The following is a 24,658-nucleotide window of genomic DNA, read 5'->3' on the forward strand; positions in this document are numbered from 1 at the left end:
GGCGGCATATGGGATATAATGACCGGCTGTATGAATGGGCTGAGGACATAAAGCAGCTTTGGAATGAACAAGGGGAATTCATTGAAAGTCAGGTTGGGAAACAGAAAACAGTATCTTTTGTAAGCTCCTTAACGTCATTATTAAACTCAATGGAAGAACAACAGCTAAGAGATTCCGCTGACTATGAAAATGAGGCATGGGAAGTCTATGACGCTTGGCAAAAGATGTTTAGTGATAAGAGATATGACGGGGGAGTACGCGCGGTTCCAATTGGCGGCCATACACTCCCTCCATTGCCGTATGCTTATAATGCACTAGAGCCATATATTGCAGAAGAAATTATGCGGCTGCATCATGATAAACATCATCAAAGCTATGTAGACGGTCTAAATAAAGCTGAAAATGCCATGCAAGGGGCCAGAGAAACAGGTGATTTCTCTCTGATTAAATATTGGGAAAGGGAAGCTGCTTTTCACGGATCAGGTCATTACCTTCATTCGATTTTTTGGGAAATTATGAATCCTGATGGCGGCGGAGAGCCAAGTGGAGAACTGTTAGAGCGAATCAATCATGATTTTGGTTCATTTGAGCAGATGAAAAAACATTTTTCAGAAGCTGCAAACGCGGTTGAAGGAGGAGGGTGGGCCATATTAGTTTGGTCGCCAAGATCTCATCGTCTAGAAATCCTGCAAGCGGAAAAGCATCAAAACCTTTCTCAGCAAGATCAAATTCCTCTGCTTGTCTTAGATGTATGGGAGCATGCATATTACCTGCAGTATAAAAATGAAAGGAAGCCATATATCGAAAATTGGTGGAACGTCGTGAACTGGCCGGCTGTCGAAGATCGGTTTGCAACAGCCAAACAAGTGAGATGGGAGCCATTTTAAAAATTGACAGGCAAAAAGCGTCTAGGTATAGCTTAACTAATTTATAGCGAAGTGATTTAGTTATAGCTTCAAAGCTTTTTTAACTAAGAGTACCTGAAACATGGGTTACAGCACAGTCTCCGCTCCAGCGGAAAGCAGCCACTATTGGCAGGGGCGACTATTTCAGTGTGTGCGTGGTCAGCCATTAAGAGACTGGGCTTTAAAAGACCCAGTCTCTTATTTGTTCAATTCTTTTTTCTTATCACTCGACTATTTTATTCAACCAAGGACTCCTTTTGGTTTAACAACTGCAGGAAATAATGTTTCAGGTCTCGGATTCTATGTCTGTCTGGATAAATGTCCGTTCCCGTTACAATAAGAGCTGCCTTAGTATCGTCTTCATGGAGCCCTCCATGCTCTCCTCCATCATAATGAACAGGGGCTCCCTCTGTCTTTAAAGTATAACCTGGCTTGGCTGTAATAATTAAAGAACCTGCTTGACTTTTCAGGGCCGAATACAGTTGTTCAAGAGCATCCGGATATTTTCCGTAATCGAGTGAATTAGAGTTCTTATCTATACTTAGATCAAGTACGGATAAATCCCCAGTGATGTCCCACGTTTGATTATATTGATCACGCAGATCTCCATTTTTCTTATAAGAAAGCCACGCATCACTTTCTGCTTGTTTTACAATGATTTCTTCTCCATCTGCCCATGCCAGCTGATCAATCCGTTCATCATAAAGCAGGTCAATAATGTCTTGTTTAGTTAGATTTTTAGTAGCAAGATGTATATAGGCCATTCGGTGATTGTTTGCAAGAATGAGATCACCATCCGTTGGTTCATCTAAGAGATTCGCAATAGAATAAGGCTCAAGCAACGCTTCAAGCTCGATTGCTGTATGCTCCCCTTTATCCTTTAAAGCTACTTGGCTGTGATCACCTAACAAAATAAAAATGGTATCATCTATAGCTTCTTCCCAACTTGGATAACTGTTCAGTATTGTCTGCAGGTGATAGTCAGCTTTAGCAAATCCTTCAAGGTCATGTGGACCATGGATATGTGCTTCCTTATCAAAATCAGGAAGAAATGTCATTAAAAAATCAGGCTGCTGTCCAGATTGAATAAGAGTTTGAATGACTTCAGTAGAATATTGATCATTAATTCCATACTGCTCATACATATGGTCTGGCAAGTTTTTATTTTTTATCGCATCAGGCTTAGCGAGCTGCCCAAATGCTAATAAATCAGGACCTTTTGTAGTAATCGATGAGGGAGTATGGATGGCGTGTTTTACTAAAGGGGGGATCGATAAGGTATGTTGTATTGGCCCTTTGTAAAGCAGCATGTTAACAGAACCAGTTGTCAATCCCTTATTCTTAGCTTCATCATAGATCGTCGGTAGCTCTTGGTTCAAATGTGTATTGTTTAAATGTTTTAATCCATCTTCAAGTATTTGTTTTGTGCCGAGCTTAAAGGTACGAGGGATCGTTGACCCATAATCAACCAATCTGTTCTCATCTTTGTTAAACCAAATTAGTCCCGGGACATGGTGCTCCTCTGGACCAACCCCTGTAATCAATGAGCTTTCAATGACCACTGACATAGAAGGGAACGGAGAAATGAAGTCATCAAATACTTTCCCATGTTCCTTTAAAAAAGCAATTGCTGGAGTTCTTCCTTCTTCTATCCCAAGGTTAATTAAATCAGATGTCATAGAATCCACCATAATTACCATTATTTTTTTTGAGGGATGGTCACTTGATTGGATCGAAGCGCCGCTTTTCTCCTCTTCTTTACCGCCACAGCCTGAACAGAGGAGACTAATCATTAGGAGAATTACGATCGATGCTCTCATTTTGATCCCTTCTTTCTATCATACGTTTGTATCTCAAACCCTTCGCCGTCAAGCCATTCTGCATACATAACAGCTTTAATCTCTGGGATTCCTCTTCTTAATAGTTCTTCTTTTAACCACTTTTCACTCATATTCAGCTGCTGTAAGCTTTCTGTAATTAATTCCCCATCTAATATTAAAAGGATAGGCAGCGAAACAGTTTTAGCGGGGATATTTAAGTCTTTATTGATAGGTGTGTCAAACTGCTGCTTTTTTAATACGCTGACCGACCCATTCGTTTCAAGCACACCATATTGAACTTCACGTATAGAAAACACACTTTTCTCTCTTAAAAGATGTTGCAGCTGATTTAGGTCAAGCTTATTTTTTCTTAATTCTTCATATTGAATTTTTCCATTTGCAATGATTAGTGCGGGGGTTCCTTCTAAGTATGATCGCGTTCCTCTAAATTTTTGTGTGAGCATCTCAATAAAATAAATTAAAGTCCCCCAAAAAAAGATGGCGTAAAGAACATACTGCAAGCCGATCTCCTTGTCATAAATCGCATTACCAACCAGCTCCCCAAGTACTAATGCTGAGATGAAATCAAATGGAGTCAGCTGTGTAATCTGATTTTTGCCTAACACTTTAGTTAATATTAATAACGCAAAGAAACCGACTAAAAGCTCGGTAGTTAGCGATAGGAAGTTTGTATGCACAGCGCTTCTCCTTCTCAGATGTAATCCTTTCTAGTGTGATCAGAATGATATTTTTTATCACAAGGAAAAACAGAAGCTGCCCAGTTTTTAGGGCAGCTTCAAAAAATGGTATGGAAAGGTACTATTCTTTCGCACTCTGGATGGTAATGAGTAGTTGATCTATCTGATGGAGAAGCTGAGTAGAAGCAACGTGCAAAGTTCCGAGTTCAGAGGTTGGATCATCAGGATTCCCCCTAAAAATCTTCTTAATCGATTGATCATTTCCTACCCAGTATGTCTCTACATACTCTCTATAGTTACTAAAAAGTGTGCTCACACTTAATGCTTGTTCTGAATCAAACATTTTGCTAACTCTTCATCAGTAAGGCCGTGCCTGAGCGGAGTGAGTTCGATCTGCAATGGGTGCAGACTAGTTGTTTGTTTAGAAACGGATTCACGTATTTTAAAGCAAAGAAGAATAACATGAGTACGTTGTTCTTCAATCAGTTCTGCATGTTGCTTTAATTCCGCTTGTTGTGTTGTAGCTAAAATCAAATCATACATTTGTTTACTCAGGTGAATGTGCTTCTGCTGTCTATTAAAGAGATAGATGAGCAGTGCGGTATGTAAAATAGTCATAAGACAGAGGAAGAATAGGATCATTTTCATAAAAAACTCCTAACTAAAAAAGTTTACAGAAATTGTATCTAATAAGATGACGTAAATTATTTCATCCTAAAAGTGATGTTAAAGAGAAAGGGAGTGACATAATGACTGTTGCTAACAAAATGAAACAGACGATTTCTGGATTAAAAAGTGCACAAGCAAGCCTTGAAACATTTGCTCTTGAAACAGATAATCAGCAAGCGAAGCAATTATTTCAGCAGCTTGCTACACAAACACAAGGAATTGTTGACGGGTTAAACCCTCGTTTGCAAGAAATTGAACAAGAAGAGCCTCAATACAAACAGTAAGATTTGGCAGCCTCGAAAAGTTTTGAGCTAAGTAATGAAGATTGCTTAGCTCTTACATCATGTATTTTATCAGAAGATGAGGTGATATAAATGAAACGAATATTAATTATATGTATTTTTCTTCTTATAGCAAGCGGATGCGGTCAAAGGGCACAGACAATTAAGCCTCTACAAGTAGGTGAAGAAGCCATTGTTTCTCAACATGAAGCAGATGAGTCCAAACAGATTCTCTTATCTATGGAAGAGATATTAGAAGTAGTTGGTGTATCCACTGAAAAGGATATATATCTGGCCCCTCGTGTGAAGCAATTAGATCGTTTTCATTTGAATGATATTAGAGAACGAGGTCATGAGAACGTAAAAAAGCGTTTTCCAGAATACACAGTTCACGTATCTACAGATAAAAAGATTTTTATTGAACTTGGCAAGCTTGAGAAAGAATTGAAGCAACGCACTATAAGTAAAAAGAGATATGACGCCAAACTAAAAGATCTAGAAGAAAAAATGAAGGGTTAGGAGGGTAGCTTATGTCAAGCAGTAAAATGAAAAATGTGACGCCGACACAGCAGGCTTATCAACGTCTTGCCCAAAAGCACGAATTGAAGCGCCCGGTTCTTAAAAACTGTATTCGAGCTTTCTTTATTGGTGGATTAATTTGTTTTTTTGGACAAGGCGTACAAACGATGTATTATACCTTTTTTGATTTTACTGAGCGCACAGCAGGCAATCCAACCGTAGCCACGTTAATTTTTATCGCCGTCTTACTAACAGGTTTTGGGGTGTATGACAGATTCGCTCAATTTGCAGGAGCTGGTACAGCAGTACCTGTAACAGGCTTTGCTAACTCGGTTGCATCTGCTGCAATTGAACATAGGACTGAGGGGTACGTTCTTGGGGTGGGCGGCAATATGTTTAAGCTGGCTGGCTCAGTTATCGTATTTGGGACGGTTGCAGCTTTCATTATTGCAATTATAAAAACCGTGCTGCTTCAGTGGGGAGGGCTGTGAGATGTTAAAGGGACATCAGTCTTGGGTGTTTGAAAATAAGCCAGTGATTACCTCAACTGGTGTTGTTGGAGGTCCGTTTGAAGCAAATGGTTTGCTATCTAACGACTTTGACCTCCTCCATGAAGACCTTTGGTTAGGGCAGGATTCTTACGAGAAAGCACAACGTGTCCTTCTAGAAGAATCCGTAACCAGGGCCATTGAAAAAGCAGAGCTAACAAATGGTGATATTCAATTTATGCTGGCAGGAGATCTGCTTAATCAATTAACCCCATCAAGTTTTGCCTGCCGTATGCTTTGTATTCCTTACCTAGGCATGTTTGGAGCGTGTTCAACATCAATGGAAGGGCTTGCACTAGCTGCGTTTCTAGTGAATGGGGACGGGGCAAATCATGTAGTGACAGCAGCAACGAGTCATAATGCAGCAACCGAAAAGCAATTCCGTTATCCTACCGAGTATGGCGGACAAAAACCGCCAACTGCTCAATGGACTGTTACCGCTTCGGGCGCTGCCATTGTTTCAAAAGAAGGTTCAGGTCCCCACGTTACTTCGGCTACGATTGGCAAGGTTATTGATATGGGTTTGTCAGATCCATTTAATATGGGCGGTGCTATGGCTCCGGCAGCTGTTGATACGATTGAATCACATTTTCGTGATTTGGAACTGCCACATGATCATTATGATCTTATAGCAACAGGTGACTTAGGAAAGATTGGATTGCCTATTGCAAAAGAAATGCTTGAAGAGAGAGGCATCGCACTAGGGGATGGTGTGTTCCAAGATTGTGGGTTAATGATTTATCGAGAAGGACAGCCGGTTCTTGCCGGAGCAAGCGGACCGGGGTGTTCTGCTTCAGTAACGTACGGGCATTTACTTAACAGAATGAAACGAGGCGAAATTAAGCGAATGTTAATAGTGGCAACTGGAGCACTTCTTTCCCCGTTATCGTTTCAACAAAAGGAAACGATCCCTTGTATCGCACATGCAGTCTCAATTGAAGCGGGGGGAATGTAATATGATCTTTATTTGGGCCTTTATTGTTGGCGGTATTATATGTGTGGTTGGACAGTTGTTAATGGATGTAGGGAAGCTGACTCCGGCACACACCATGAGTACTCTTGTTGTGACAGGGGCAGTTTTAGATGGGTTTGGTCTCTATGAGCCTTTAATTGATTTTGCCGGAGCTGGTGCCACAGTTCCTATAACAAGCTTTGGGAATGCCTTAGTACACGGTGCGATGGCTGAAGCTGAACAAAATGGATTAATCGGTGTGATAACAGGAATATTTGAAGTGACAAGTGCCGGTATCTCTGCAGCCATCATTTTTGGATTCCTCGCATCACTCGTTTTTAAACCTAAAGGGTAGGTGATTTAGTATGTCAGTAGCTGCACAAGTAAAAGGCACTCTATTTTCGCTTAAGGGGATTGACGCTACCTTAACCAAATTAGCCTTGCAATCATCAGACGAAGAAGCAGAGAAAGTGTATCATCAAGCTTCTCTCAAAACAAGAACCATCATTCAAGAAATGGAGCAGCAGGTCATGTTTTTAGAGCGGGAAGAGCCGCAATATAAAGGGAATTAAGGAGGGATAAAATGCCAGGCTGGGTAGAAGTTGTCGCAAGAAGTATAGGCATCATCATTATTCTGTTTGCCTTTTTCAAAGGCTTTATCCGGAAGCCTATTGGTGAATGCTCAGCATTTGAATATGGCATAGTAGCTGGCATGAGCGTGATTGGTGCCATTGGAGCTTTTTCTCTTCAATCACCGATTGGATTAGTTCTTACTGCACTTTTTGTATGGGGGCTTTTGGCAATCGGATTAGCTTATGCTGTTGAAAAAAGCGCAAAGGTCCGTACATTTATTTACGGAAGAGGAATTCCATTGATTAAAGATGGGAAAATTCTTGAAGATAATATGACAAAACAACATGTAACAAGTGATGAACTATTAAGAAGATTACGCTCAAAAGATGTATTTCAAACGGCTGATGTAGAGTTTGCGGTGTTAGAATCTAATGGAGAGTTAAATGTATTATTAAAATCAGATAAGCAGCCGATCTCACCAAGTGCCTTGCAAATAAAGGTTGCACAAACAAAACAGCCAGAAACCGTCATTAAAGACGGAGAGATTTTGGATGAACCTTTAGCAACAAGAGGTCTTAACCGCGAATGGCTGGAGACGGAATTGAGTAAAATCGATGTTTCAGTCGAAAATGTGTTTCTAGCTCAAGTTGATAAAGACGGGCAGTTAACAGTTGATTTATTTGATGATCAATTAACCGTACCACAACCGACTGAGCTAGCTTTGCTTTCTGCAAGCTTAAAAAAAGTGCAAGCAGATCTCTCGTTATTTGCGCTAGATACGGAAAATATGCGTTCTAGAGAGCGCTATGAATGGTGTGAAAAAGAAGTAACTGAGTTGATAAATGATTTGAAACCATACACTTCTTAATGCTGAATTAATTCATGTTCTTCGTCTTTACGCGAATAAGCTAATTGCAGGTCCCCTTCATCATTTATCGTGCATAAAAAAATAGTATCGATTCGAATCACTCCCATCTTCTCTAAGCGGCGAAGGAGTGATTCTTTATTCATACCGAGCTCTTCAATCACTTCCTCACGAAACTCACCTTCAATAACAATGGGATAAGAAATTCCAGAATATTTCTTTTTAATTCCAAGATCTTCAATGCTTGGCACAGCTTTATTTGGTTTCCGTTGTACACTGATATCCCCGTTTGCTTCTATAATAGCCAATTTCACATCTCCAATATCAAACACATCTTTTTGCCTAAGCATCTGTAAGACATTATCAATGGAATAACGGATCGAAGCCACATTATCGACTAACATTTTCCCATCTTTTACAACGACGGTCGGCTCAAATGTAATCCACTTACCAAATGGGCGGTTTCTTATCACTTTTAATGCTACAACTTTTTGAAACAAAGCAATGGCAATGATTGCATAGGCAGTATGAATATGACTCACTGTAGGATCTGCAATATCCGCACCGGTTACAGACGCAAGTGTCACAATAACTAAAAAGTCAAATATAGGTACTTGCCCGATGGAACGTTTCCCCATCGTTAAGGTCATAAATAATAAGAGGGGGAGAATGGTGAATATCCGCCCGGTTACAAGCGCGAGTTCTTGAAAAATCATCTTTTTTCTCCTCTCACAAACTAATATGAACGATTATTGCTAGATAATATTTGTTAGTATGTTCCAGTTCCTGCATGATCATGCGAGGAGTTAATCAAGTCATATATATGGTTGTCTTGCATAAACTTGTCTTACAGATAGATAGGTGCCATTCAGCGACATAAACACGAACAAATGCAGTTAAGACATTTTTTAGACGGGACGGGGATAATATATGATGAAAAAAACCGTGGTCATTGGACTAATTTATTTTCTTCTTTCATTTTCAATTGCTCCTCAAGTTGAGGTTGAAGCTAGGAATTTCTCCGTTTCTGCTGAGGCAGCCATTATGATGGAGCAGGAATCAGGAAGAATCTTGTATGCGAAAAATGACCAGACTTCTTTGAGAATCGCGAGTATTACAAAAATCATGACAGCTCTACTCGCAATTGAGTCAGGCAAGATGCAGGAGCAAGTGAAAATTTCAACGAATGCGGAGGGGACAGAAGGGTCTTCTATTTATTTACGAGCTGGAGAGTCTATGCTTTTAGAAGATTTGGTTTACGGCCTCATGTTACGAAGCGGAAATGATGCGGCGGTAGCAATAGCTGAACATGTCGGGGGCAGTTTAGAAGGGTTTGTCTATTTGATGAATGAAAAAGCAAGAGAACTTGGGATGAATCAAACACAGTTTCAAAATCCTCACGGGCTAGATGATCATGAAGACCATTATTCGTCTGCTTATGACATGGCATTATTAACTCGTTATGCCATGGAAAGCCCGCTTTATCAGGAAATTTCTTCCGCTAAAACCCACAGAGTAGACGGAGATCAGATTCGCGTTTGGCATAATAAAAATCGGTTGTTAACGGAGCTGTATGAATATTCAACAGGTGGGAAGACCGGATTTACGAAAAGAGCTAGAAGAACGCTTGTATCGACAGCCTCAAAAGATGATCTTGATTTAATCGTAGTTACTCTAAATGCGCCAAGCGATTGGCATGATCATATGAATCTATTTAACTGGGCATTTGATTCCTTTTCTCTTGAAACATTAGTAGAAGAGGGGATGTTTAAAGATATAAAAGATGAGTTTTACAAAGACCATGTGTTCAGTCCCTATACATTTGAATATCCGTTATTAGGTTCTGAAAAAGAAATGGTCCAACAAAAGATTACTCTTTACCACCCTCCCACAGAGGAAGAGCGTGATCAATACGTGCCGCCTCATCCTGTTGGAAAAGTAGACATTACATTGTCGGGAGAAAAAATTGGCCAGGTTCCACTGTATTATCACCCGCCAGAGGTTGTAGAGAAGCAAGGATTTTGGTCGCGTTTCCTTAGCATTTTCTCGCTCACGCTTGGGGTGAGAGGAATTGATTAATAAAATTTGGGTGGGCATGCTTGTGATCGGCATTGTCTTTGCGGGATTTAATGGAAAGATGGCTGAAGTGAATGAGGCCATCTTCGCTGGCGCTAAGGATGCTGTGGCAATATGCATCGGGTTAATAAGTATATTGGTATTTTGGCTTGGACTGATGAAAATTGCACAAGTCGCTGGGATGCTAAAGGGCTTAGCAAGGCTTATGCGCCCAGTGGCTGTAAGATTATTTCCTGAAGTTCCTCCCAATCATCCGGCAATGGGCTATATCCTATCTAATATGACTGCAAATTTATTTGGCTTAGGAAATGCCGCCACTCCTATGGGAATTAAGGCGATGGAACAGCTTAAAGATTTAAATGAAGGCAGAGACTCTGCCAGTCGTTCCATGATTACCCTGCTTGCTATTAATACAGCGAGCATAACGTTGATTCCAACAACAGTCATCTCAATCAGAATGAGTTATGGCTCTGTTTCACCTACAGAAATCGTAGGGACGACTCTTTTAGCTACTACTTGTTCTACAGTCGGTGCTATTTTAATAGATCGGTATTTTTATTACCGGAGAGTAAGGAAGGGGAGAGCATAGGTGAGCATACTGACAGTCGTCTCCATCTGGTTTATCCCTGTTTTAATTGGTGTCATTTTAGTTTATGGCACCTACAAGCGAGTTCCGACTTATGAAACATTTGTGGAAGGTGCTAAAGAGGGATTTGGTATGGCTATTTCCATTATTCCTTACCTTGTCGGAATGCTTGTGGCTATTTCAGTATTTCGGGCATCTGGTGCAATGGAGTTTTTAATTGAGTTGATGAAACCATTTTTACAAATGGCAGGGGTCCCATCAGAAATTGTTCCTCTTGCAATGATCAGGCCGATTTCAGGTACAGGAGCATTAGGGATGACGAGTGACCTTATTGCAACCTATGGGCCGGATTCTTTTATTGGCAGACTCGCTTCGACCATGCAGGGAAGTACAGATACGACTTTATATGTACTGACTGTATATTTCGGAGCAGTCGGGATCAAGAAGATGGGGGATGCCCTTAAAGTCGGTTTGCTCGCTGATGTTGTCGGAATTATAGCATCTATTATTATCGTAACCATAGTATTTGGTGTATAGAGCCTGACTGTATTTACTAGTTAGGCTTTTTGTATGCAATAAATTTCCTTTTACTAGGTGATAATGGTGACAAAAGCTTGAACGACCCCCAACTGTTATCGCTTCTGCTTGAGAATTAACAGTTTGGGGAGTATGATGGTACATGAGGTGAATGAATAGAATGGAACGGTTACAAAAAGTGATAGCACAAGCAGGGATCACGTCAAGGCGGAAAGCAGAGACGATGATTACCGAAGGAAAAGTAAAAGTGAATGGACAAGTTGTACGGGAGTTAGGAGTTAAGGTCAATCCTAATAAAGACGAGATTGAAGTAGAAGGAGTTCCGATTGATAAAGAAGAACCGGTTTACTATTTAATGTATAAACCACAAGGTGTGATCTCTAGTGTCAAAGATGAAAAAGGACGTAAGGTCGTCACTGATTTCTTAGAGATCGAACAGCGAGTATTTCCAATCGGACGCTTGGATTATGATACATCTGGTCTTATTTTGTTAACAAATGATGGAGAGTTTGCTAATCAGCTGATGCATCCAAAGTTTAAAATTGACAAAGTGTATGTGGCAAAAGTAAAAGGCATCCCAGCTCGCGAAAGTTTGAAAAAGCTGCAGCATGGCGTCGTGCTTGAAGATGGAAAGACAGCTCCTGCAAAAGTTAAGCTGGTCTCAATGGATAAGAAAAAACAAACAGCTATAGTTCAATTGACGATTCATGAAGGCAGAAATAGACAGGTCCGTCGTATGTTTGAAGCAATCGGGCACCCGGTAATGAAGCTGAAACGCGAGCAATACAGCTTTTTAAATTTACGCAGTATGAACCCTGGAGATGTGCGTCCTCTTAAGCCGATAGAAGTGAAGCATCTGCGAGAATTAGCTGTCACGAAACCGTCATAAACTTAAAATGTTGTGCGTGTGAACAACGCTATAATAGTGATAATCACTATTAATTAGTGTAGAAAAGGGGAGATAGACTTAAATGAAACGTAAAAGATTAATCATGCGAACTTCTATACTTGCTGTGATTGCGCTCGCCCTTGCCTATACGTTTTACTCAAACTATATAGCTGACCACAGTGTAGCACGAGCAGGAAATGATGCGGTCAATTTCGCGTTAACTGATCTAGAGGGAGAGCGGATTGAACTTGATGAGTATAGGGGACAAGGGGTATTTCTTAACTTCTGGGGTACTTACTGCCCGCCTTGTGTAAAAGAAATGCCTATCATGGAAGATTTGTATGATGAATACAAAGAACAAGGTGTTGAAATTATTGCTGTAAACGTGAATGAACCTGAATTGACGGTTAATCAATTTGTGAACCGCTTGAATCTTACTTTCCCGATTGCTATTGATAAGGGGATGAGAGTTAGTGATGCTTATGGCATTTCACCACTGCCAACGACAATATTAATTGATGAGCACGGGGAAATTGTAAAAGTTCATACTGGCGGAATGACTGATTCACAAGTAAGAGAGTTCTTAGAGCTTATTAAGCCAAGTACGAATAGTTAATTGAAGTTAATCGAAGGGTAAATCGAGGTGTAAGGCATGAAGAAAGTTACCTGTGAATGCGGCCACCAGAATCCTCTTGGGACGGAGATTTGTGAATCCTGCGGTAAACCGATTGAGGAAAATTCAGAACCAAAGACGCTTCTAAATATGAGGTATGAAGGTGTAGCACGCCGTTCACAAACATATACAACAACGATTATCGACAAAATATGGATGTTCTTTTCATCTGTTAAAGTAGGAATTTGGCTGATTGTACTTACATTAGTAGCTTCGGCATTAGGGACATTATTTCCTCAAGAAATGTATATCCCGCCTACTGCTAACCCATCTATTTACTATGCAGAAGAATATGGGTATTTGGGTGAAATATATTACTTATTAGGTTTTCATAATTTATACAGTTCATGGTGGTACATGCTTCTTGTCGCAGGACTTGGTATTTCTCTAATTATTGCTAGTCTTGACCGAGTGGTTCCTTTGCACCGCGCATTGAAAACACAAAGAGTAACAAGACATGCGAACTTCATGAAACGCCAGCGTGTATATGGAACATCAAGTATTTCTAAAGAAGAGGTTGACGAGGCATTCAGCAAAGTCCGTGAACGCCTGGAAAATAATAAATATAAGGTCTCAGAAGAAAATGGAAACTTAGTGGCAGAAAAAGGCCGCTTTTCCCGCTGGGGTCCTTATGTGAATCATGTGGGACTTATTGTTTTTTTAATTGGCTGTATGCTGCGTTACTTCCCTGGAATGTACATTGATGAGCATGTATGGATCCGTGAGGGTGATCAAGTAGTTGTTCCGGGCACAGATGGCCAGTATTATATTGAAAACGAACAATTCTTATTAGAATTTTATGATGAGGACGATGAAACTTTCGGTGAAGCGATCCAACGCGGCGGCGGAGCTGTCGTCAGCAACTTCCAAACAGATGCCATTTTGTACGAGCGCCAGGATGCAGATACAGTTGGTGACTTAGGAGAACTAGTACCAGTTGCTGAACATGAAATCCGCGTTAACTTCCCGATGAGTCATAATGGATTTAATTTTTATCAGCTTGATTATAAGTTAAATGAATTAAAGACGATGAGTTTTACAGTTGAGAATAAAGAGACAGGGGAAACGCAGGGCCGTATGGACATAGATTTGTATAACCCGCAGTCAAGCTATGATTTAGGTGACGGGTATGAAGTGAAGATTCGTGATTATTTCCCTGACTATTTCTTAAATAATGATAATGTTCCATCAACCCGTTCAAAAATCCCTGATAATCCAGTCTTTATTTTCGAGATGATTACCCCTGAAACACCAGAGGGTGAAGTAAGCTTTGTAGGGATTCGTCAAAACTTAGAGCCGCTTGGTGAAAATCAATACAAGATGACGTTCTTAGATGTTGAAACGAATAATGTTACGGCTCTTGGAGTGAGAAAAGACCGAACGCTTCCACTTCTTATTGCGGGCGGTGTCATCTTTATGATCGGATTGATTCAAGGGTCTTATTGGGCGCATCGAAGAATATGGATTCAACGAATTAACGGCGAAGTGTGGATTGCTGGTCATACGAATAAAAACTGGCTGACCCTGCGTCGTGATATTGATGAAGCGATCAAAGAAACGAACTTAACTTCTCCAAAAGATCAGGTAGAAGAAAAAGAAGCGAGCTTAGAAAGTAAAGATAGTACATTTGAAAATGATCCATTAGAGAAAGACCATATTGACAATAATACAGATAACGAGAGTAAAAAATAAGATTTAAGACAAGCTAGGAGGGTAAAAAATGGCAGCAATAAGCGGTAATTTATTATACGTTGCCTTTTTCCTCTATCTTGCTGCGACCATTGCCTTTGCAGTCTCTGTAACAGGCAGAAAGTGGCGTAACAAGGCAGGAGAAATGAGTGGTAATAGATGGGGCTTTATCGGATTTCTTTCATCGATAGGAGCTTCCTTGTTTGCTACGGGATATTTTATCACCCGCTGGATGCATGCAGGACATGCTCCGGTAAGTAATATGTTTGAATATATGACATTCCTAGGCATCGCGATTGGATACGCATTTGTAATCATTTATGCAATCTATCGTTCGAATGTACTTGGTATGTTTACAATGCCGATTGTTATGTTAATTGTGGCGTATGCTTCACTTTTCCCGCGTGAAGTAGAGCCGCTTATTCCGGCTCTGCAAAGTAACTGGCTGACGATTCATGTTATAACGGTTGCGCTTGGCCAAGGGATTTTATCAATTGGTATGGCAGCTGGATTAGTCTACTTAGTCCGCACGCTTGATTTTACTAAAACAAACAAACGAACTCGTGCATTTGAATTCGTTATGTATTCTTTAATTAGTTTGGTTGGTTTCATTTTAATCGGATATTTATTTAGTGCGATGAATTATGAGGCAACATTTAATTATGTTAATGAACAAGACGTAGAAGCACAGATGGTCTACAATCTTCCTGCTCTGATCGGTCCTCATGAAGGAGAGCTGGTCACTGAAAATCGAATGGAACCATTTTTTAATGCACCGGCAATCATTAGAGCAAATGATTTGAACACAGTGATTTGGTCATTAATTGCAGGTTTAGTATTGTATGCTGCACTGCGCCTTATCTTACGCAAACGAATTGGCGGGGCCATCCAGCCGCTTCTTAAAGGTGTAAGCCCGCAAGCGGTTGATGAAGTCAGTTATCGTGCTATCGCGATTGGATTCCCGGTATTTGCTCTTGGAGGACTTATTTTCGCCATGATCTGGGCTCAAATTGCTTGGTCAAGGTTCTGGGGCTGGGACCCGAAAGAAGTGTGGGCTCTCGTTACCTTCTTATTCTATGCGGCGTACCTGCACTTACGTCTGTCAAGAGGCTGGCAAGGAGAACGTTCAGCTTGGTTATGCGTTATTGGATTTGCCATTATCATGTTTAACCTTGTTTTCGTTAACTTGGTCATTGCAGGCTTGCATTCATACGCATAAGCTGTTTAGACCCTCGTATAGTTGCGAGGGTCTTTCTTTCTATTTATGATAAACACATGTTAGTTTATTTTTCAGTATTTGGCATGCTACACTTAATAGAATGAATTAACTTACCTATTTAGGAGGTTTTATACATATGGAAAAAGAAGCAAAGATTTTAGTCGTAGATGATGAGGATCGTATTCGCAGACTTTTGAAGATGTATTTAGAAAGAGAAAATTATGAGGTTGAAGAGGCTGAAAATGGTGAGAAGGCATTAAGCCTCGCACTTGAAATAGACTATGACCTTATTTTATTAGATATTATGATGCCTGGAATGGATGGAATTGAAGTATGTCAGGAACTCCGTAAAACAAAGGCGACTCCAGTGATGATGCTGACAGCAAAGGGAGAAGAAGCTAACCGCGTACAAGGGTTTGAAGTAGGTACGGATGACTACATCGTAAAGCCATTTAGCCCACGCGAAGTTGTTTTAAGAGTGAAAGCGCTCTTGCGTCGTTCGTCTACAACGAAATTCCTCCAGACTGATACGCAGACAAAGGATGTACTTGTCTTCCCGCATCTTACAATTGATAATGATGCACACCGTGTGTCTGTTAATGGAGATGAGATCAGTTTGACTCCAAAAGAGTATGAGCTGCTTCATTATTTAGCACAATCACCAGATAAAGTGTTTTCACGAGAACAGCTGTTAAAAGATGTATGGAACTATGATTTCTTTGGAGATCTTCGTACGGTTGATACACATATTAAACGCTTACGTGAGAAATTAAATCGTATCTCCCCTGAAGCTGCAGCAATGATCTCTACTGTATGGGGCGTTGGGTACAAGTTTGAGGCACAGAAAGAGTAATGTTGTGGCGAAGCGTTGTCGGTAAACTTTGGTTTACCATTCTATTGCTAGTATCAGTGGTATTAACGATTCTTATGGTCTTGCTATTGCAATCATTTGAACGTTTTCATGTAAATGAAGCAGAGTCGCAGCTTGTTAATCATGCGAACATGATAGCAGCTATATTTGATGGGTATGATGAACAAGATGATGCACTAAGAACCATATCACAATACGGTTCATCCTTTGAAACCCACGCATTAATTTTTGTGGAAGGGACAAAGGTCTGGGGAACAAATAACAGTGCCAATGATGACATTTATGCTCAATTATTTATGACTAACCCGGTTTTAAGTGAAGTATTTAATGGTGAACAAGTGGTTGCAACAGAAGGCGATTTTCCTTTATCTGAAAACGGAGAGGCGAGTCACACAGAAATGATGGTTGTCGGCGTACCTCTTCAGCCAACAGAGCTTGATAATAGTGCAGTATTTTTATATCAATCATTATCAGCTATTGAAGAGACGTCAAATGAAACAAAGCAGATTGTTTATTTTTCAGCCGGGATTGCTATTGTTTTAACAACCATTTTTGCATTCTTCCTCTCTTCTAGAATTACAGCTCCTCTTCGTAAAATGAGACAGGTCGCACTAGAAGTGGCTCAAGGCCAGTTTAAAACGAAGGTGCCGATTCTTACACATGATGAAATTGGACAGCTTGCTATGGCTTTCAATCGAATGGGAAGAGAATTAAACCGCAACATTCATGCTCTTAACCAAGAAAAAGAACAATTGTCTAGAATCTTAGTTAGTATGGCAGATGGAGTCATCACTCTTGACCGCAAAGGCCAAGTGATTGTGACCAATCCGCCAGCAGAGCGCTTTATGCAGTCTTGGTTTTATGAACAAGGGATTAATGACGATTCTTCTGTACTGCCTGAAGCGGTGGAACAATTATTTCAGCGTGTCGTATCTGTTGAAAAGGAACAAATGATTGAGATCGACGTGCAAGGAAGAAGCTGGGCTATTTTAATGACTCCGCTCTATGACCGGGAATATGTTAGAGGTGCGGTTGCGGTAATCCGCGACATGACAGAAGAAAGACGTCATGATAAACTGCGTAAGGATTTTATTGCAAATGTATCTCATGAACTTAGAACGCCGGTGTCTATGCTGCAAGGGTACAGCGAAGCGATTATTGATGATATTGCAGGCTCTGAAGAAGATAAGAAGGAATTTGCAAAGATCATTTATGATGAATCGCTAAGGATGGGTCGCCTTGTGAACGAGCTCTTAGATTTAGCACGTATGGAAGCTGGTCATATTGAGCTTCATATGGAAGCAGTAGAGCTTGGGGCATTTTCTGATCGGATCGTGAGAAAATTTCAAGGTTACGCAAAAGATGAAGGGGTTGCTCTCAGGCTTGATCATTTAGAAGACGGATACACCAACTCATTTGATCCTGACAGAATTGAACAAGTGTTAACGAACTTGATTCATAATGCCATCAGACATACGGGTGAAAATGGCAGAGTGACAGTGAAAGTTAGATCGAATGAATATGGTGTGAAGTTTGACGTGATTGATACAGGATCGGGAATTCCTGAAGAAGACCTTCCTTACGTGTTTGAGAGGTTTTACAAAGCAGATAAAGCGCGTACGAGGGCAAGAGGTGGGACTGGTCTAGGGCTTGCGATAGCGAAGAATATTGTCGATGCCCATAAAGGTCAGATTTCTGTTCACAGCAAAATTGACGAGGGAACGACATTTTCCTTCTTTATTCCTGAAGCTGGTACGGAGAAAGAAGAACTGTCCCGATAAATCTTGTTTCATCTGAAACGTAAATATTAAGAAAAAAGGCAGCCGCTGCGGCTGTCTTTTTTGATTCAAATTTGTTAGCAGTCGTCAAATTTATTTCGATAATAAAAATAAATTGATTTACGTAATCGAAGCTGATACAATATGACAGGATAAATACTTAGGAGGCTAACTAATGTCCACGCGACAGCTTGAAAATAGAATCGGCTATCACATCGGTATACTCTCTCACCGAATTCAAAATCAATATAACCTTAAACTTGCAGACTATGATCTCACTGTAGCTCAATCAAGAGTCTTATATTTGCTTGTCACATATGGTTCCCAAACTCAGGTAGAGCTTCAAAAAAAGTTATATATAAAAGGTTCAACAATGAATGGGATTATCGAATCGTTGTTAAAGAAAGATTTGATTCAAAGAGTAACGAGCGAAATGGATAAACGGGCTAAGATTGTTCATATCTCTGATGAAGGCAAAAAGATAGAAGCACAGTTATGGGAAGAACTTAATCAACTAGAAAGCAGCTTGATGGAAGGATTTGATCCTGAAGAAAAGGAGCTTCTAATTACTTGGTTAAAAAGAATTGAAAACAATGTCCAATGCGAAAAGACGTCTAATTGATAGACTGTTTGAAAGGAAGAAACATATATGAAAGAAAAAATGAAAAGTGACAAGCTAGGTACAGAGTCTATACCTAAGCTTTTACGAGATTTATCCATCCCGGCAATGATTGGGATGTTTGTTATGGCTTTATATAATGTGGTTGATACTATCTTCATATCCTACGGTGTAGGAATCGAAGCGGTAGCAGGAGTAACGATCGCGTTTCCTGTGATGATGATTATTATGGCAGTGTCAGCTGCGATGGGAATCGGGGGAGCCTCAGTTATTTCCAGAAGACTCGGGGAAAAGCGGGGAGAGGAAGCAAACCAGGTATTTGGAAATATTATCTCAATTATTTTGCTGATCAGCATAATCGGGGTTATTGCCTCTTTTACCTTCTTAGAGCCAATGCTTGTCTTATTTGGAGCAAGTCCTGATATTCTACCGTATGCTGTTGAATATATGTTCCCAATTATGCTTGGAACATTTTTCTTTTCATTCGCTTTTGCAACGAATAACATTGTAAGGTCTGAAGGAAATGCAAAATTTGCGATGAACACAATGATTATTCCAGCGGTGTTAAATATTATCTTAGACCCCATCTTTATTTTCGGGCTAAATATGGGCGTGCAAGGAGCGGCTGTTGCAACAGTTATCTCTCAAGCTGCCGTTACCGTTGTTATTTTACGCTATTATCTAACTGGTCAAAGTTCACTTTCCTTAGCGTGGGAAGACTTGAAAATTAAATGGAGCATCGTAAAAGAAGTCGTATCAGTGGGAATGCCGGCCTTTGTTCAGCAAGCCTCAGGAAGTATCATGATGATTGCTATTAATACGATGCTCATTCAATATGGCAGTGATCTCTATGTGGGGATCTTTGGGATCATTCAACGCATTCTTATGTTTGCAGTTATGCCGATCATTGGGGTCATGCAGGGCATGATGCCTATTGTAGGTTATAACTACGGAGCCAAGCAGTTCGAGAGAATGCGAGAAACTATATGGCTGACATTAAAAGTGGTCGTGATCTCATCTGTTGTCATCTTTTTATCGATGATGATTTTCCCTGCTTGGTTTATGAGAATCTTTACAGCCGATCGTGAAGTCATTGAAGCTGGTGCAAGTGCGATGCGGATTTTATTCTTAACCTTCTTTGTCGTTGGAGTACAAGTGGTTGCCGGAGGACTGTATCAGGCGCTCGGGAAACCAAAGCCAGCCTTGATCTTGTCGCTTTCTAGACAAATCTTATTCTTGATTCCGCTTGTTTTAATTCTGCCTCGTTTCTTTGGAGTCAGCGGGGTGTGGATTGCGTTTCCGATTGCCGATGTGCTGTCATTTGTGTTAGCGTCTGCGCTTTTATATAAAGATCGCGATACGATTTTAGTCAAAGGACGTGCTGAAGTTGAAAGCGAAGAAAAAGTTATTGGGATAACAAATTAATATTGGCTTATTTTCTAATGTGCAAGCTTGTTATTGCTAATTTAAAGTGATTGACCACATTTTGACCACATTTCAAAAAACTTTTTTCATTAGATTACTAAACTTCTTTGAAGCTTTCTCTTCCATATCAGAAGTGAGGTGTTCATATATATTCATAGTTGTTTCAATCTCAGTATGACCTAGGCGCTGCTGAATTTCTTTAATACCCACGCCAGCTTCAATTAGTAGCGAGGTGTGGGTATGCCTTAATGAATGTGGAGTTAAATGTTTATTAATATCTGTTTGATTTAATAATCTAGTCATTCTCCAATTAATAGTTTTCTGTAACATAGGGTGACCTGAAGGTTTGGTGAAAATAAAGTTATTATCAACATATTCATCACGATGGTACATTTTTAATAAGTTTTGCTCTTTTTTGTGCTGTTTTAAGGAGTTAATTATATTTTCGTCGATTTTATTTTGCGTATGGAACCTTTAGTTTTAGGAGTTAAAGAAGATAGTCTTTGTCATTGTTTTTGGAGTTATAAATGGTTTTGTAATATTGATAGTATTTTCATCAAAGTCAATATCTGACCATTTTAAGGCAATTAATTCACCTATGCGGATTCCGCTGAATGCTAGCAGGGGAAATATATATTTATCTTGAGGTAAGCCGGTTAAAGCATGTTTTAAAAAAATACTAAGCTCCTCTTTTTCTAAGAACTTAAGCGATTGTTCTTGGTTTTCTACCTCTTCAATAGTATCTACCTTACGGATTGGTTTTGCGAAATCTGTAGGGTTTTTTTAATTAAGTCATATTCAAGTGCTTTTTTAAAGATCATCCTTCCAGTTGAGTGAACACCGCTTATAGTATTAAGAGCATAACCTTCTTCATGTAGAGTGTTTAATACTTTCTGGTAAGCAGCAATATTAATATTTTTCAACTTCATATAACTTAAATTTTTTAATGGGAGCTTTAATTGAAACGTGCACGGGTGTTACTTCTGGGCCCCTACCCCCTTTGGAAACCCGTAAGTAGGAAAAGTTAGCACTTTCTTTCCGTACGCTCCTTGCGTCGCTAGAGGATACCAAAGGGGGCCTCCCAGTGTAAAGGCACCGCTACGCTTAGAACTCTTAAGCATATAGTATTAGTGTTAGTGTTAGTATTCCTTCAAAAATGAAGCCCACTATAAAAGTTAAATTTGGGTAAGGAGTTTTTCCTTTTTACATTTAGCTATTTCCATCAAATCCGGACGATTCTCTACATCAAACATAACCATGGCTAATTCTAAATACTTTAATGATTCCTTAGGTTTATCCAGTAAAGAATAAATATAAGATAGTTGATAGTAGAAATTACCTAATAAATAGATAGAGTCATTTGCTTTACTTACTTTGATTCCTTTATTACAAACATCAATGCTCGCTGAGAGAGATTGGATGTTAATTAATATTTTTGAATAATTATAAAGTATTTTTGCTTTAAGTTTAAAGTTTAACGAGGGGTGGGTGTCTATTTCATAAAATAACTCCTCGTATATCGTCATAGCCTCATTATATTTTTTTTCTTCTCCATAGATAATACATAAACTATTCATAATAGATAGATCGATATCGGACTGAGATTTTTTTGCGGTTCCTCTTTTTGAAAAAGCTTCTTTTAGAAGGTTAATAGCTCTTTTAGAATCCCCAGTAACATGAAATGCACAAATTCCTTCCAACCATAAAAGGTATTGCTCCCCCTGTTGTGATTTAAAGTAGGGGTTGGCCTTCTCCGCTCTTATAAAGGACTGTAAATCTTCAAAGGATTTGTTTCTTAAAAGCACCTCAACTTGATAAATAACTTCATTAACATATTCAAAATTGTTGTATTTAGCAAAATTAATTATGTAATTAGCATCCACACCTAACCTTTCACTAATCTTCATCAATAGAAATGAAGAGGGTATAACTAAACCTTTTTCAATTCTACTAATAAGGGTCTGATCACATATTTCATGTGCAAGCTCCCCCTGGGTCAAACCATACCTCAGCCTAATATTCTTGATAGCAAAACCTATATTAAAATCATTCATTTTAGCCCTCCGAAATCCAATATGCAAATTTTCATACTGAAATAAGAAATTAAAAGATATTCTACATACTAATTAACTTATTATCACCAGAATGTATTATATAGGAAAATAAGTATTTTTATATTTAGTATACAATGATTTTAACAAAAGTTAGGAGGATAGACATGAGAAAAAAATACTTATTTACAATTGCAGCATTAACATTAGTACTTGCTATTAATTCATTTGGACTAGGAGCGGATCTTCCGTTACCACTTAATGATTTACCGTATGAACATTAAAAGAGTAATCAACTTAATTGCGATATAACTGTGATGGAGGTGACTAATAAATTGAAGCTTTATTATAGGATAAGATCATTTGTAGCTATTCAATGGTCAAAGTTATTGCCTTCATCATACAGAAAGTTTACGTTGAGCAATACAAAACAGAGAGAGAGTTACACTGGAACTACAATAAAAAAGCCTATAAACGAGTGGAGAGTTGCATTAATTACAAGTGCAGGGGTTCATTTAAAAACTGATGAACCTTTTAATGTTGAAACATTAGAGGGAGACCATACATATCGTATAATCCCTTCTACTACAAAACATAATGACTTAGATGTAACACATATCTATTATGATACACGTCATTCTAAAGCAGATGTATCCATTGTTTTCCCTTTAGAACAACTTAAATCACTAGAAGGTAAGGTGATAAAGGCTGTATCTGAATATAACATTGGGTTAAACGGTGGAACCTTAAACCATAAGCCTCATGAGGAGATCACAGCACCAAAAGTTGCCGAGATATTAAAAAATGATCAGGTAGATTTAGCGATCTTAGTGCCTGGTTGAGGCGAATGCCACAATGTACTTGGGCTGTATGCTCAAGCTTTAGAAGAAAGTCATATTGCCACTGTAATGATTACATTAATTCCTGGTATCGCTGAAAAGGCAAAAATCCCTCGAAGTCTACAAGTGCCTTTCAGGTTAGGGCGTCCATGTGGGGAGCCTTTTGATAATGATATAAGGTATGAAGTACTAAACCAACTCTTTATTGCTGCACAGACTCCTCCTGGGACCAATACATTATTCAATGATGTACAGCAGAATGAAGGAAGTGGTTAAAATGAAAGTTTTAGATGTTGTAGTGATTGGAGCAGGCCAAGCTGGTTTATCTCTTGGGTACTATTTAAAAAGAGACAAGAAGGATTTTGTCTTATTAGATAAGCATAAGAATTTAGGTGACTCTTGGAAAAAGAGGTATGATTCTCTCAAACTTTTTACACCAAGAAAGTATAGTTCTTTGCCAGGTTTAGTTCTTGAAGGATCACAAGATGGTTATCCATCTAAAGATGAGGTAGCAGCTTACTTACAAAAGTATTCTGAGAAGTTTATGTTACCTGTTCAATTAAATACCTTGGTTCAATTAGTTTCTAAAGAAGGAAGTCTCTATAGAGTAAAGACTAATAATGGTGATTATGTAACAAAAAATTTAGTGGTTGCTACTGGGCCATTTCAAGAACCATATACACCTGCTTTTAACAAGTCATTCTCAAATGAAGTAAATCAGCTCCATTCTGATGACTATCGAAATAAAACTCAATTAGTTAAAGGCAACACTTTAATAGTAGGTGCTGGAAATTCAGGTTATCAAATCGCCACAGAACTATGTGAGGATTATCCAGTGTATTTAGCTGAAGGTAAGAGAAATAAAAACTTACCTCATAAAATTCTCAATAAAAGCATCTTTTGGTGGTTTGATGTATTGGGGTTATCTAAAGTTACTGAAAGACACCTAGTAGGAAAAATATTAAAAAAGAATGATCCTGTTATAGGTAAGGAACATAAACCCTATATAAAAGCAGGGAAGATAAAGATGAGAAAAAGGTTGAAATCTGCTTCTCAGAATATAGCAATATTTGAGGATGGAGATAGATTGACAGTTAATAATGTAATTTGGGCAACGGGTTTTGTTTATAGCTACCCTTGGTTAGAGGTGGATGGTGTAATTGATCCAAATAATACCCCGATTCAATCACGAGGTGTTACTAATCAGCCTGGGTTCTTCTTCCTTGGTCTACCTTGGATGCATACGCGGGGATCAGCTCTTTTAACCGGAGTTAATAAAGATGCAGAATATTTATCAACAATTATGAGGTGAATAAGATGAGCGATGAATTTATTTTAGAAAAAATCAGATCAATAATAACAAGTTACACCCCATTAAAGCCAGAAGATATCAATCTGGAAAGCCATTTAACAGATGAACTGGAATTAGATTCAGCAGACCTACTAGAACTTGTGATGACTGCAGAGGAACAGTTCAACATTAATATTGACGATTCAATATTTGAAGAAGTGAAAACGATACAACATATTGTTAACACTATTAAAGAATCTAAAATTGTAAATTAACGGGGGAATG

The 24,658-nt window shown here is 39.2% G+C and carries 28 protein-coding genes and 1 pseudogene; 22 read left to right on the forward strand and 7 right to left on the reverse strand.

Features of this window, described 5'->3' with window-relative positions:
• The first annotated feature begins 8 nt into the window (after window positions 1-8).
• Window positions 9-887 (forward strand): superoxide dismutase, encoded by an 879-nt coding sequence (locus PQ478_RS07120; protein WP_289236287.1) that lies wholly within the window; start codon window positions 9-11, stop codon window positions 885-887.
• Window positions 888-1,141: 254 nt separating this feature from the next.
• Here PQ478_RS07120 and PQ478_RS07125 read toward each other — a convergent pair whose 3' ends face one another.
• The 4 genes from PQ478_RS07125 to PQ478_RS07140 form a co-directional block, all read right to left on the reverse strand.
• Complete coding sequence (locus tag PQ478_RS07125; protein ID WP_289236288.1) at window positions 1,142-2,725, reverse strand: alkaline phosphatase family protein; 1,584 nt, start codon at window positions 2,723-2,725, stop codon at window positions 1,142-1,144.
• On the reverse strand, window positions 2,722-3,423 hold the full coding sequence (locus tag PQ478_RS07130; RefSeq protein WP_289236289.1) for a DUF421 domain-containing protein: 702 nt from the start codon (window positions 3,421-3,423) through the stop codon (window positions 2,722-2,724). Before PQ478_RS07130 ends, PQ478_RS07125 begins: the two co-directional genes overlap by 4 nt.
• A 121-nt stretch (window positions 3,424-3,544) precedes the next feature.
• Window positions 3,545-3,766: a hypothetical protein gene (locus PQ478_RS07135; RefSeq protein ID WP_289236290.1), complete on the reverse strand. Its 222-nt coding sequence runs from the start codon at window positions 3,764-3,766 to the stop codon at window positions 3,545-3,547.
• Window positions 3,742-4,071 carry a hypothetical protein gene (locus tag PQ478_RS07140; protein ID WP_289236291.1) on the reverse strand — a complete coding sequence of 110 codons (330 nt, stop codon included), beginning with the start codon at window positions 4,069-4,071 and terminating at the stop codon, window positions 3,742-3,744. The genes PQ478_RS07135 and PQ478_RS07140 overlap by 25 nt, the downstream gene beginning before the upstream one ends.
• A gap of 101 nt (window positions 4,072-4,172) precedes the next feature.
• Between PQ478_RS07140 and PQ478_RS07145 the strand changes: the two genes are divergently transcribed.
• The 7 genes from PQ478_RS07145 (at window position 4,173) to PQ478_RS07175 (ending at window position 7,833) form a co-directional block, all read left to right on the forward strand.
• The gene (locus PQ478_RS07145; protein ID WP_012958408.1) at window positions 4,173-4,376 is read left to right on the forward strand and encodes a DUF1657 domain-containing protein; all 204 of its coding nucleotides are present in this window, start codon (window positions 4,173-4,175) and stop codon (window positions 4,374-4,376) included.
• A gap of 90 nt (window positions 4,377-4,466) precedes the next feature.
• A complete protein-coding gene (locus PQ478_RS07150; protein WP_289236292.1) occupies window positions 4,467-4,892 on the forward strand; it encodes a hypothetical protein in 426 nt (141 codons plus the stop codon).
• Between the two features lie 11 nt (window positions 4,893-4,903).
• Entirely contained in the window at window positions 4,904-5,383 is a 480-nt protein-coding gene (gene spoVAC / locus PQ478_RS07155; protein WP_012958410.1) for a stage V sporulation protein AC, read from the forward strand.
• Between the two features lies 1 nt (window position 5,384).
• Window positions 5,385-6,395, forward strand: a complete 1,011-nt coding sequence (gene spoVAD, locus PQ478_RS07160; RefSeq protein WP_289236293.1) for a stage V sporulation protein AD — start codon at window positions 5,385-5,387, stop codon at window positions 6,393-6,395.
• A gap of 1 nt (window position 6,396) precedes the next feature.
• Window positions 6,397-6,747, forward strand: coding sequence for a stage V sporulation protein AE (spoVAE, locus tag PQ478_RS07165; RefSeq protein WP_012958412.1), 351 nt, complete (start codon window positions 6,397-6,399; stop codon window positions 6,745-6,747).
• A 10-nt stretch (window positions 6,748-6,757) separates the two neighbouring features.
• Complete coding sequence (locus tag PQ478_RS07170; protein WP_012958413.1) at window positions 6,758-6,964, forward strand: DUF1657 domain-containing protein; 207 nt, start codon at window positions 6,758-6,760, stop codon at window positions 6,962-6,964.
• 11 nt (window positions 6,965-6,975) lie between these two features.
• A complete protein-coding gene (locus PQ478_RS07175) occupies window positions 6,976-7,833 on the forward strand; it encodes a DUF421 domain-containing protein (RefSeq protein ID WP_289236294.1) in 858 nt (285 codons plus the stop codon).
• Here PQ478_RS07175 and PQ478_RS07180 read toward each other — a convergent pair.
• The gene (locus tag PQ478_RS07180; RefSeq protein ID WP_075683532.1) at window positions 7,830-8,546 is read right to left on the reverse strand and encodes a DUF421 domain-containing protein; all 717 of its coding nucleotides are present in this window, start codon (window positions 8,544-8,546) and stop codon (window positions 7,830-7,832) included. The genes PQ478_RS07175 and PQ478_RS07180 overlap by 4 nt on opposite strands.
• 214 nt (window positions 8,547-8,760) lie before the next feature.
• Between PQ478_RS07180 and PQ478_RS07185 the strand changes: the two genes are divergently transcribed.
• The 11 genes from PQ478_RS07185 (at window position 8,761) to PQ478_RS07235 (ending at window position 20,192) form a co-directional block, all read left to right on the forward strand.
• On the forward strand, window positions 8,761-9,909 hold the full coding sequence (locus PQ478_RS07185; RefSeq protein WP_289236295.1) for a D-alanyl-D-alanine carboxypeptidase family protein: 1,149 nt from the start codon (window positions 8,761-8,763) through the stop codon (window positions 9,907-9,909).
• Window positions 9,902-10,495, forward strand: coding sequence for a nucleoside recognition domain-containing protein (locus PQ478_RS07190; RefSeq protein ID WP_075683534.1), 594 nt, complete (start codon window positions 9,902-9,904; stop codon window positions 10,493-10,495). Before PQ478_RS07185 ends, PQ478_RS07190 begins: the two co-directional genes overlap by 8 nt.
• Window positions 10,496-11,029 carry a spore maturation protein gene (locus tag PQ478_RS07195; protein WP_012958418.1) on the forward strand — a complete coding sequence of 178 codons (534 nt, stop codon included), beginning with the start codon at window positions 10,496-10,498 and terminating at the stop codon, window positions 11,027-11,029.
• Window positions 11,030-11,189: 160 nt separating this feature from the next.
• Entirely contained in the window at window positions 11,190-11,918 is a 729-nt protein-coding gene (locus PQ478_RS07200; RefSeq protein ID WP_012958419.1) for a pseudouridine synthase, read from the forward strand.
• Window positions 11,919-12,000: 82 nt separating this feature from the next.
• Window positions 12,001-12,534, forward strand: a complete 534-nt coding sequence (gene resA / locus PQ478_RS07205) for a thiol-disulfide oxidoreductase ResA (RefSeq protein ID WP_075683536.1) — start codon at window positions 12,001-12,003, stop codon at window positions 12,532-12,534.
• Between the two features lie 36 nt (window positions 12,535-12,570).
• Window positions 12,571-14,283 (forward strand): cytochrome c biogenesis protein ResB, encoded by a 1,713-nt coding sequence (gene resB, locus PQ478_RS07210; RefSeq protein ID WP_289236296.1) that lies wholly within the window; start codon window positions 12,571-12,573, stop codon window positions 14,281-14,283.
• Between the two features lie 28 nt (window positions 14,284-14,311).
• Window positions 14,312-15,499 (forward strand): c-type cytochrome biogenesis protein CcsB, encoded by a 1,188-nt coding sequence (gene ccsB / locus PQ478_RS07215; RefSeq protein WP_075683538.1) that lies wholly within the window; start codon window positions 14,312-14,314, stop codon window positions 15,497-15,499.
• 136 nt (window positions 15,500-15,635) lie between these two features.
• On the forward strand, window positions 15,636-16,352 hold the full coding sequence (locus tag PQ478_RS07220) for a response regulator transcription factor (protein WP_012958423.1): 717 nt from the start codon (window positions 15,636-15,638) through the stop codon (window positions 16,350-16,352).
• Complete coding sequence (locus PQ478_RS07225) at window positions 16,352-18,151, forward strand: ATP-binding protein (protein WP_289236297.1); 1,800 nt, start codon at window positions 16,352-16,354, stop codon at window positions 18,149-18,151. The genes PQ478_RS07220 and PQ478_RS07225 overlap by 1 nt, the downstream gene beginning before the upstream one ends.
• 172 nt (window positions 18,152-18,323) lie before the next feature.
• Window positions 18,324-18,770 (forward strand): MarR family winged helix-turn-helix transcriptional regulator, encoded by a 447-nt coding sequence (locus PQ478_RS07230; protein WP_289236298.1) that lies wholly within the window; start codon window positions 18,324-18,326, stop codon window positions 18,768-18,770.
• 27 nt (window positions 18,771-18,797) lie between these two features.
• Window positions 18,798-20,192, forward strand: a complete 1,395-nt coding sequence (locus tag PQ478_RS07235; protein ID WP_289236299.1) for an MATE family efflux transporter — start codon at window positions 18,798-18,800, stop codon at window positions 20,190-20,192.
• Window positions 20,193-20,264: 72 nt separating this feature from the next.
• Here PQ478_RS07235 and PQ478_RS07240 read toward each other — a convergent pair.
• Both PQ478_RS07240 and PQ478_RS07245 read right to left on the reverse strand, forming a co-directional pair.
• A pseudogene (locus PQ478_RS07240) lies at window positions 20,265-20,948 on the reverse strand (tyrosine-type recombinase/integrase).
• A 419-nt stretch (window positions 20,949-21,367) separates the two neighbouring features.
• Window positions 21,368-22,246, reverse strand: coding sequence for a helix-turn-helix domain-containing protein (locus tag PQ478_RS07245; RefSeq protein WP_289236300.1), 879 nt, complete (start codon window positions 22,244-22,246; stop codon window positions 21,368-21,370).
• Window positions 22,247-22,578: 332 nt separating this feature from the next.
• On the opposite strand from PQ478_RS07245, the gene PQ478_RS07250 reads away from it, so the two are divergent.
• From PQ478_RS07250 to PQ478_RS07260, 3 genes are all read left to right on the forward strand, one after another.
• Window positions 22,579-23,085 carry a glycine/sarcosine/betaine reductase selenoprotein B family protein gene (locus PQ478_RS07250; RefSeq protein ID WP_289236301.1) on the forward strand — a complete coding sequence of 169 codons (507 nt, stop codon included), beginning with the start codon at window positions 22,579-22,581 and terminating at the stop codon, window positions 23,083-23,085.
• A gap of 274 nt (window positions 23,086-23,359) precedes the next feature.
• Complete coding sequence (locus PQ478_RS07255; RefSeq protein ID WP_289236302.1) at window positions 23,360-24,394, forward strand: flavin-containing monooxygenase; 1,035 nt, start codon at window positions 23,360-23,362, stop codon at window positions 24,392-24,394.
• Window positions 24,395-24,399: 5 nt separating this feature from the next.
• The gene (locus PQ478_RS07260; protein ID WP_289236303.1) at window positions 24,400-24,648 is read left to right on the forward strand and encodes an acyl carrier protein; all 249 of its coding nucleotides are present in this window, start codon (window positions 24,400-24,402) and stop codon (window positions 24,646-24,648) included.
• Window positions 24,649-24,658: the final 10 nt, after the last annotated feature.

Source organism: Alkalihalophilus pseudofirmus (assembly GCF_029094545.1).
Taxonomy (GTDB): domain Bacteria; phylum Bacillota; class Bacilli; order Bacillales; family Bacillaceae_D; genus Alkalihalophilus; species Alkalihalophilus pseudofirmus.

What these genes read in the sequence shown, in the direction of transcription:
- PQ478_RS07120 (WP_289236287.1), top strand. Translation starts at nt 9, where the DNA reads ATGGGATATAATGACCGGCTGTATGAATGGGCTGAGGACATAAAGCAG.
- PQ478_RS07125 (WP_289236288.1), bottom strand. Translation starts at nt 2,725, where the DNA reads ATGAGAGCATCGATCGTAATTCTCCTAATGATTAGTCTCCTCTGTTCA.
- PQ478_RS07135 (WP_289236290.1), bottom strand. Translation starts at nt 3,766, where the DNA reads ATGTTTGATTCAGAACAAGCATTAAGTGTGAGCACACTTTTTAGTAAC.
- PQ478_RS07140 (WP_289236291.1), bottom strand. Translation starts at nt 4,071, where the DNA reads ATGAAAATGATCCTATTCTTCCTCTGTCTTATGACTATTTTACATACC.
- PQ478_RS07145 (WP_012958408.1), top strand. Translation starts at nt 4,173, where the DNA reads ATGACTGTTGCTAACAAAATGAAACAGACGATTTCTGGATTAAAAAGT.
- PQ478_RS07150 (WP_289236292.1), top strand. Translation starts at nt 4,467, where the DNA reads ATGAAACGAATATTAATTATATGTATTTTTCTTCTTATAGCAAGCGGA.
- spoVAC (WP_012958410.1), top strand. Translation starts at nt 4,904, where the DNA reads ATGTCAAGCAGTAAAATGAAAAATGTGACGCCGACACAGCAGGCTTAT.
- spoVAD (WP_289236293.1), top strand. Translation starts at nt 5,385, where the DNA reads ATGTTAAAGGGACATCAGTCTTGGGTGTTTGAAAATAAGCCAGTGATT.
- spoVAE (WP_012958412.1), top strand. Translation starts at nt 6,397, where the DNA reads ATGATCTTTATTTGGGCCTTTATTGTTGGCGGTATTATATGTGTGGTT.
- PQ478_RS07170 (WP_012958413.1), top strand. Translation starts at nt 6,758, where the DNA reads ATGTCAGTAGCTGCACAAGTAAAAGGCACTCTATTTTCGCTTAAGGGG.
- PQ478_RS07175 (WP_289236294.1), top strand. Translation starts at nt 6,976, where the DNA reads ATGCCAGGCTGGGTAGAAGTTGTCGCAAGAAGTATAGGCATCATCATT.
- PQ478_RS07180 (WP_075683532.1), bottom strand. Translation starts at nt 8,546, where the DNA reads ATGATTTTTCAAGAACTCGCGCTTGTAACCGGGCGGATATTCACCATT.
- PQ478_RS07185 (WP_289236295.1), top strand. Translation starts at nt 8,761, where the DNA reads ATGATGAAAAAAACCGTGGTCATTGGACTAATTTATTTTCTTCTTTCA.
- PQ478_RS07200 (WP_012958419.1), top strand. Translation starts at nt 11,190, where the DNA reads ATGGAACGGTTACAAAAAGTGATAGCACAAGCAGGGATCACGTCAAGG.
- resA (WP_075683536.1), top strand. Translation starts at nt 12,001, where the DNA reads ATGAAACGTAAAAGATTAATCATGCGAACTTCTATACTTGCTGTGATT.
- resB (WP_289236296.1), top strand. Translation starts at nt 12,571, where the DNA reads ATGAAGAAAGTTACCTGTGAATGCGGCCACCAGAATCCTCTTGGGACG.
- ccsB (WP_075683538.1), top strand. Translation starts at nt 14,312, where the DNA reads ATGGCAGCAATAAGCGGTAATTTATTATACGTTGCCTTTTTCCTCTAT.
- PQ478_RS07220 (WP_012958423.1), top strand. Translation starts at nt 15,636, where the DNA reads ATGGAAAAAGAAGCAAAGATTTTAGTCGTAGATGATGAGGATCGTATT.
- PQ478_RS07225 (WP_289236297.1), top strand. Translation starts at nt 16,352, where the DNA reads ATGTTGTGGCGAAGCGTTGTCGGTAAACTTTGGTTTACCATTCTATTG.
- PQ478_RS07230 (WP_289236298.1), top strand. Translation starts at nt 18,324, where the DNA reads ATGTCCACGCGACAGCTTGAAAATAGAATCGGCTATCACATCGGTATA.
- PQ478_RS07235 (WP_289236299.1), top strand. Translation starts at nt 18,798, where the DNA reads ATGAAAGAAAAAATGAAAAGTGACAAGCTAGGTACAGAGTCTATACCT.
- PQ478_RS07245 (WP_289236300.1), bottom strand. Translation starts at nt 22,246, where the DNA reads ATGAATGATTTTAATATAGGTTTTGCTATCAAGAATATTAGGCTGAGG.
- PQ478_RS07255 (WP_289236302.1), top strand. Translation starts at nt 23,360, where the DNA reads ATGAAAGTTTTAGATGTTGTAGTGATTGGAGCAGGCCAAGCTGGTTTA.
- PQ478_RS07260 (WP_289236303.1), top strand. Translation starts at nt 24,400, where the DNA reads ATGAGCGATGAATTTATTTTAGAAAAAATCAGATCAATAATAACAAGT.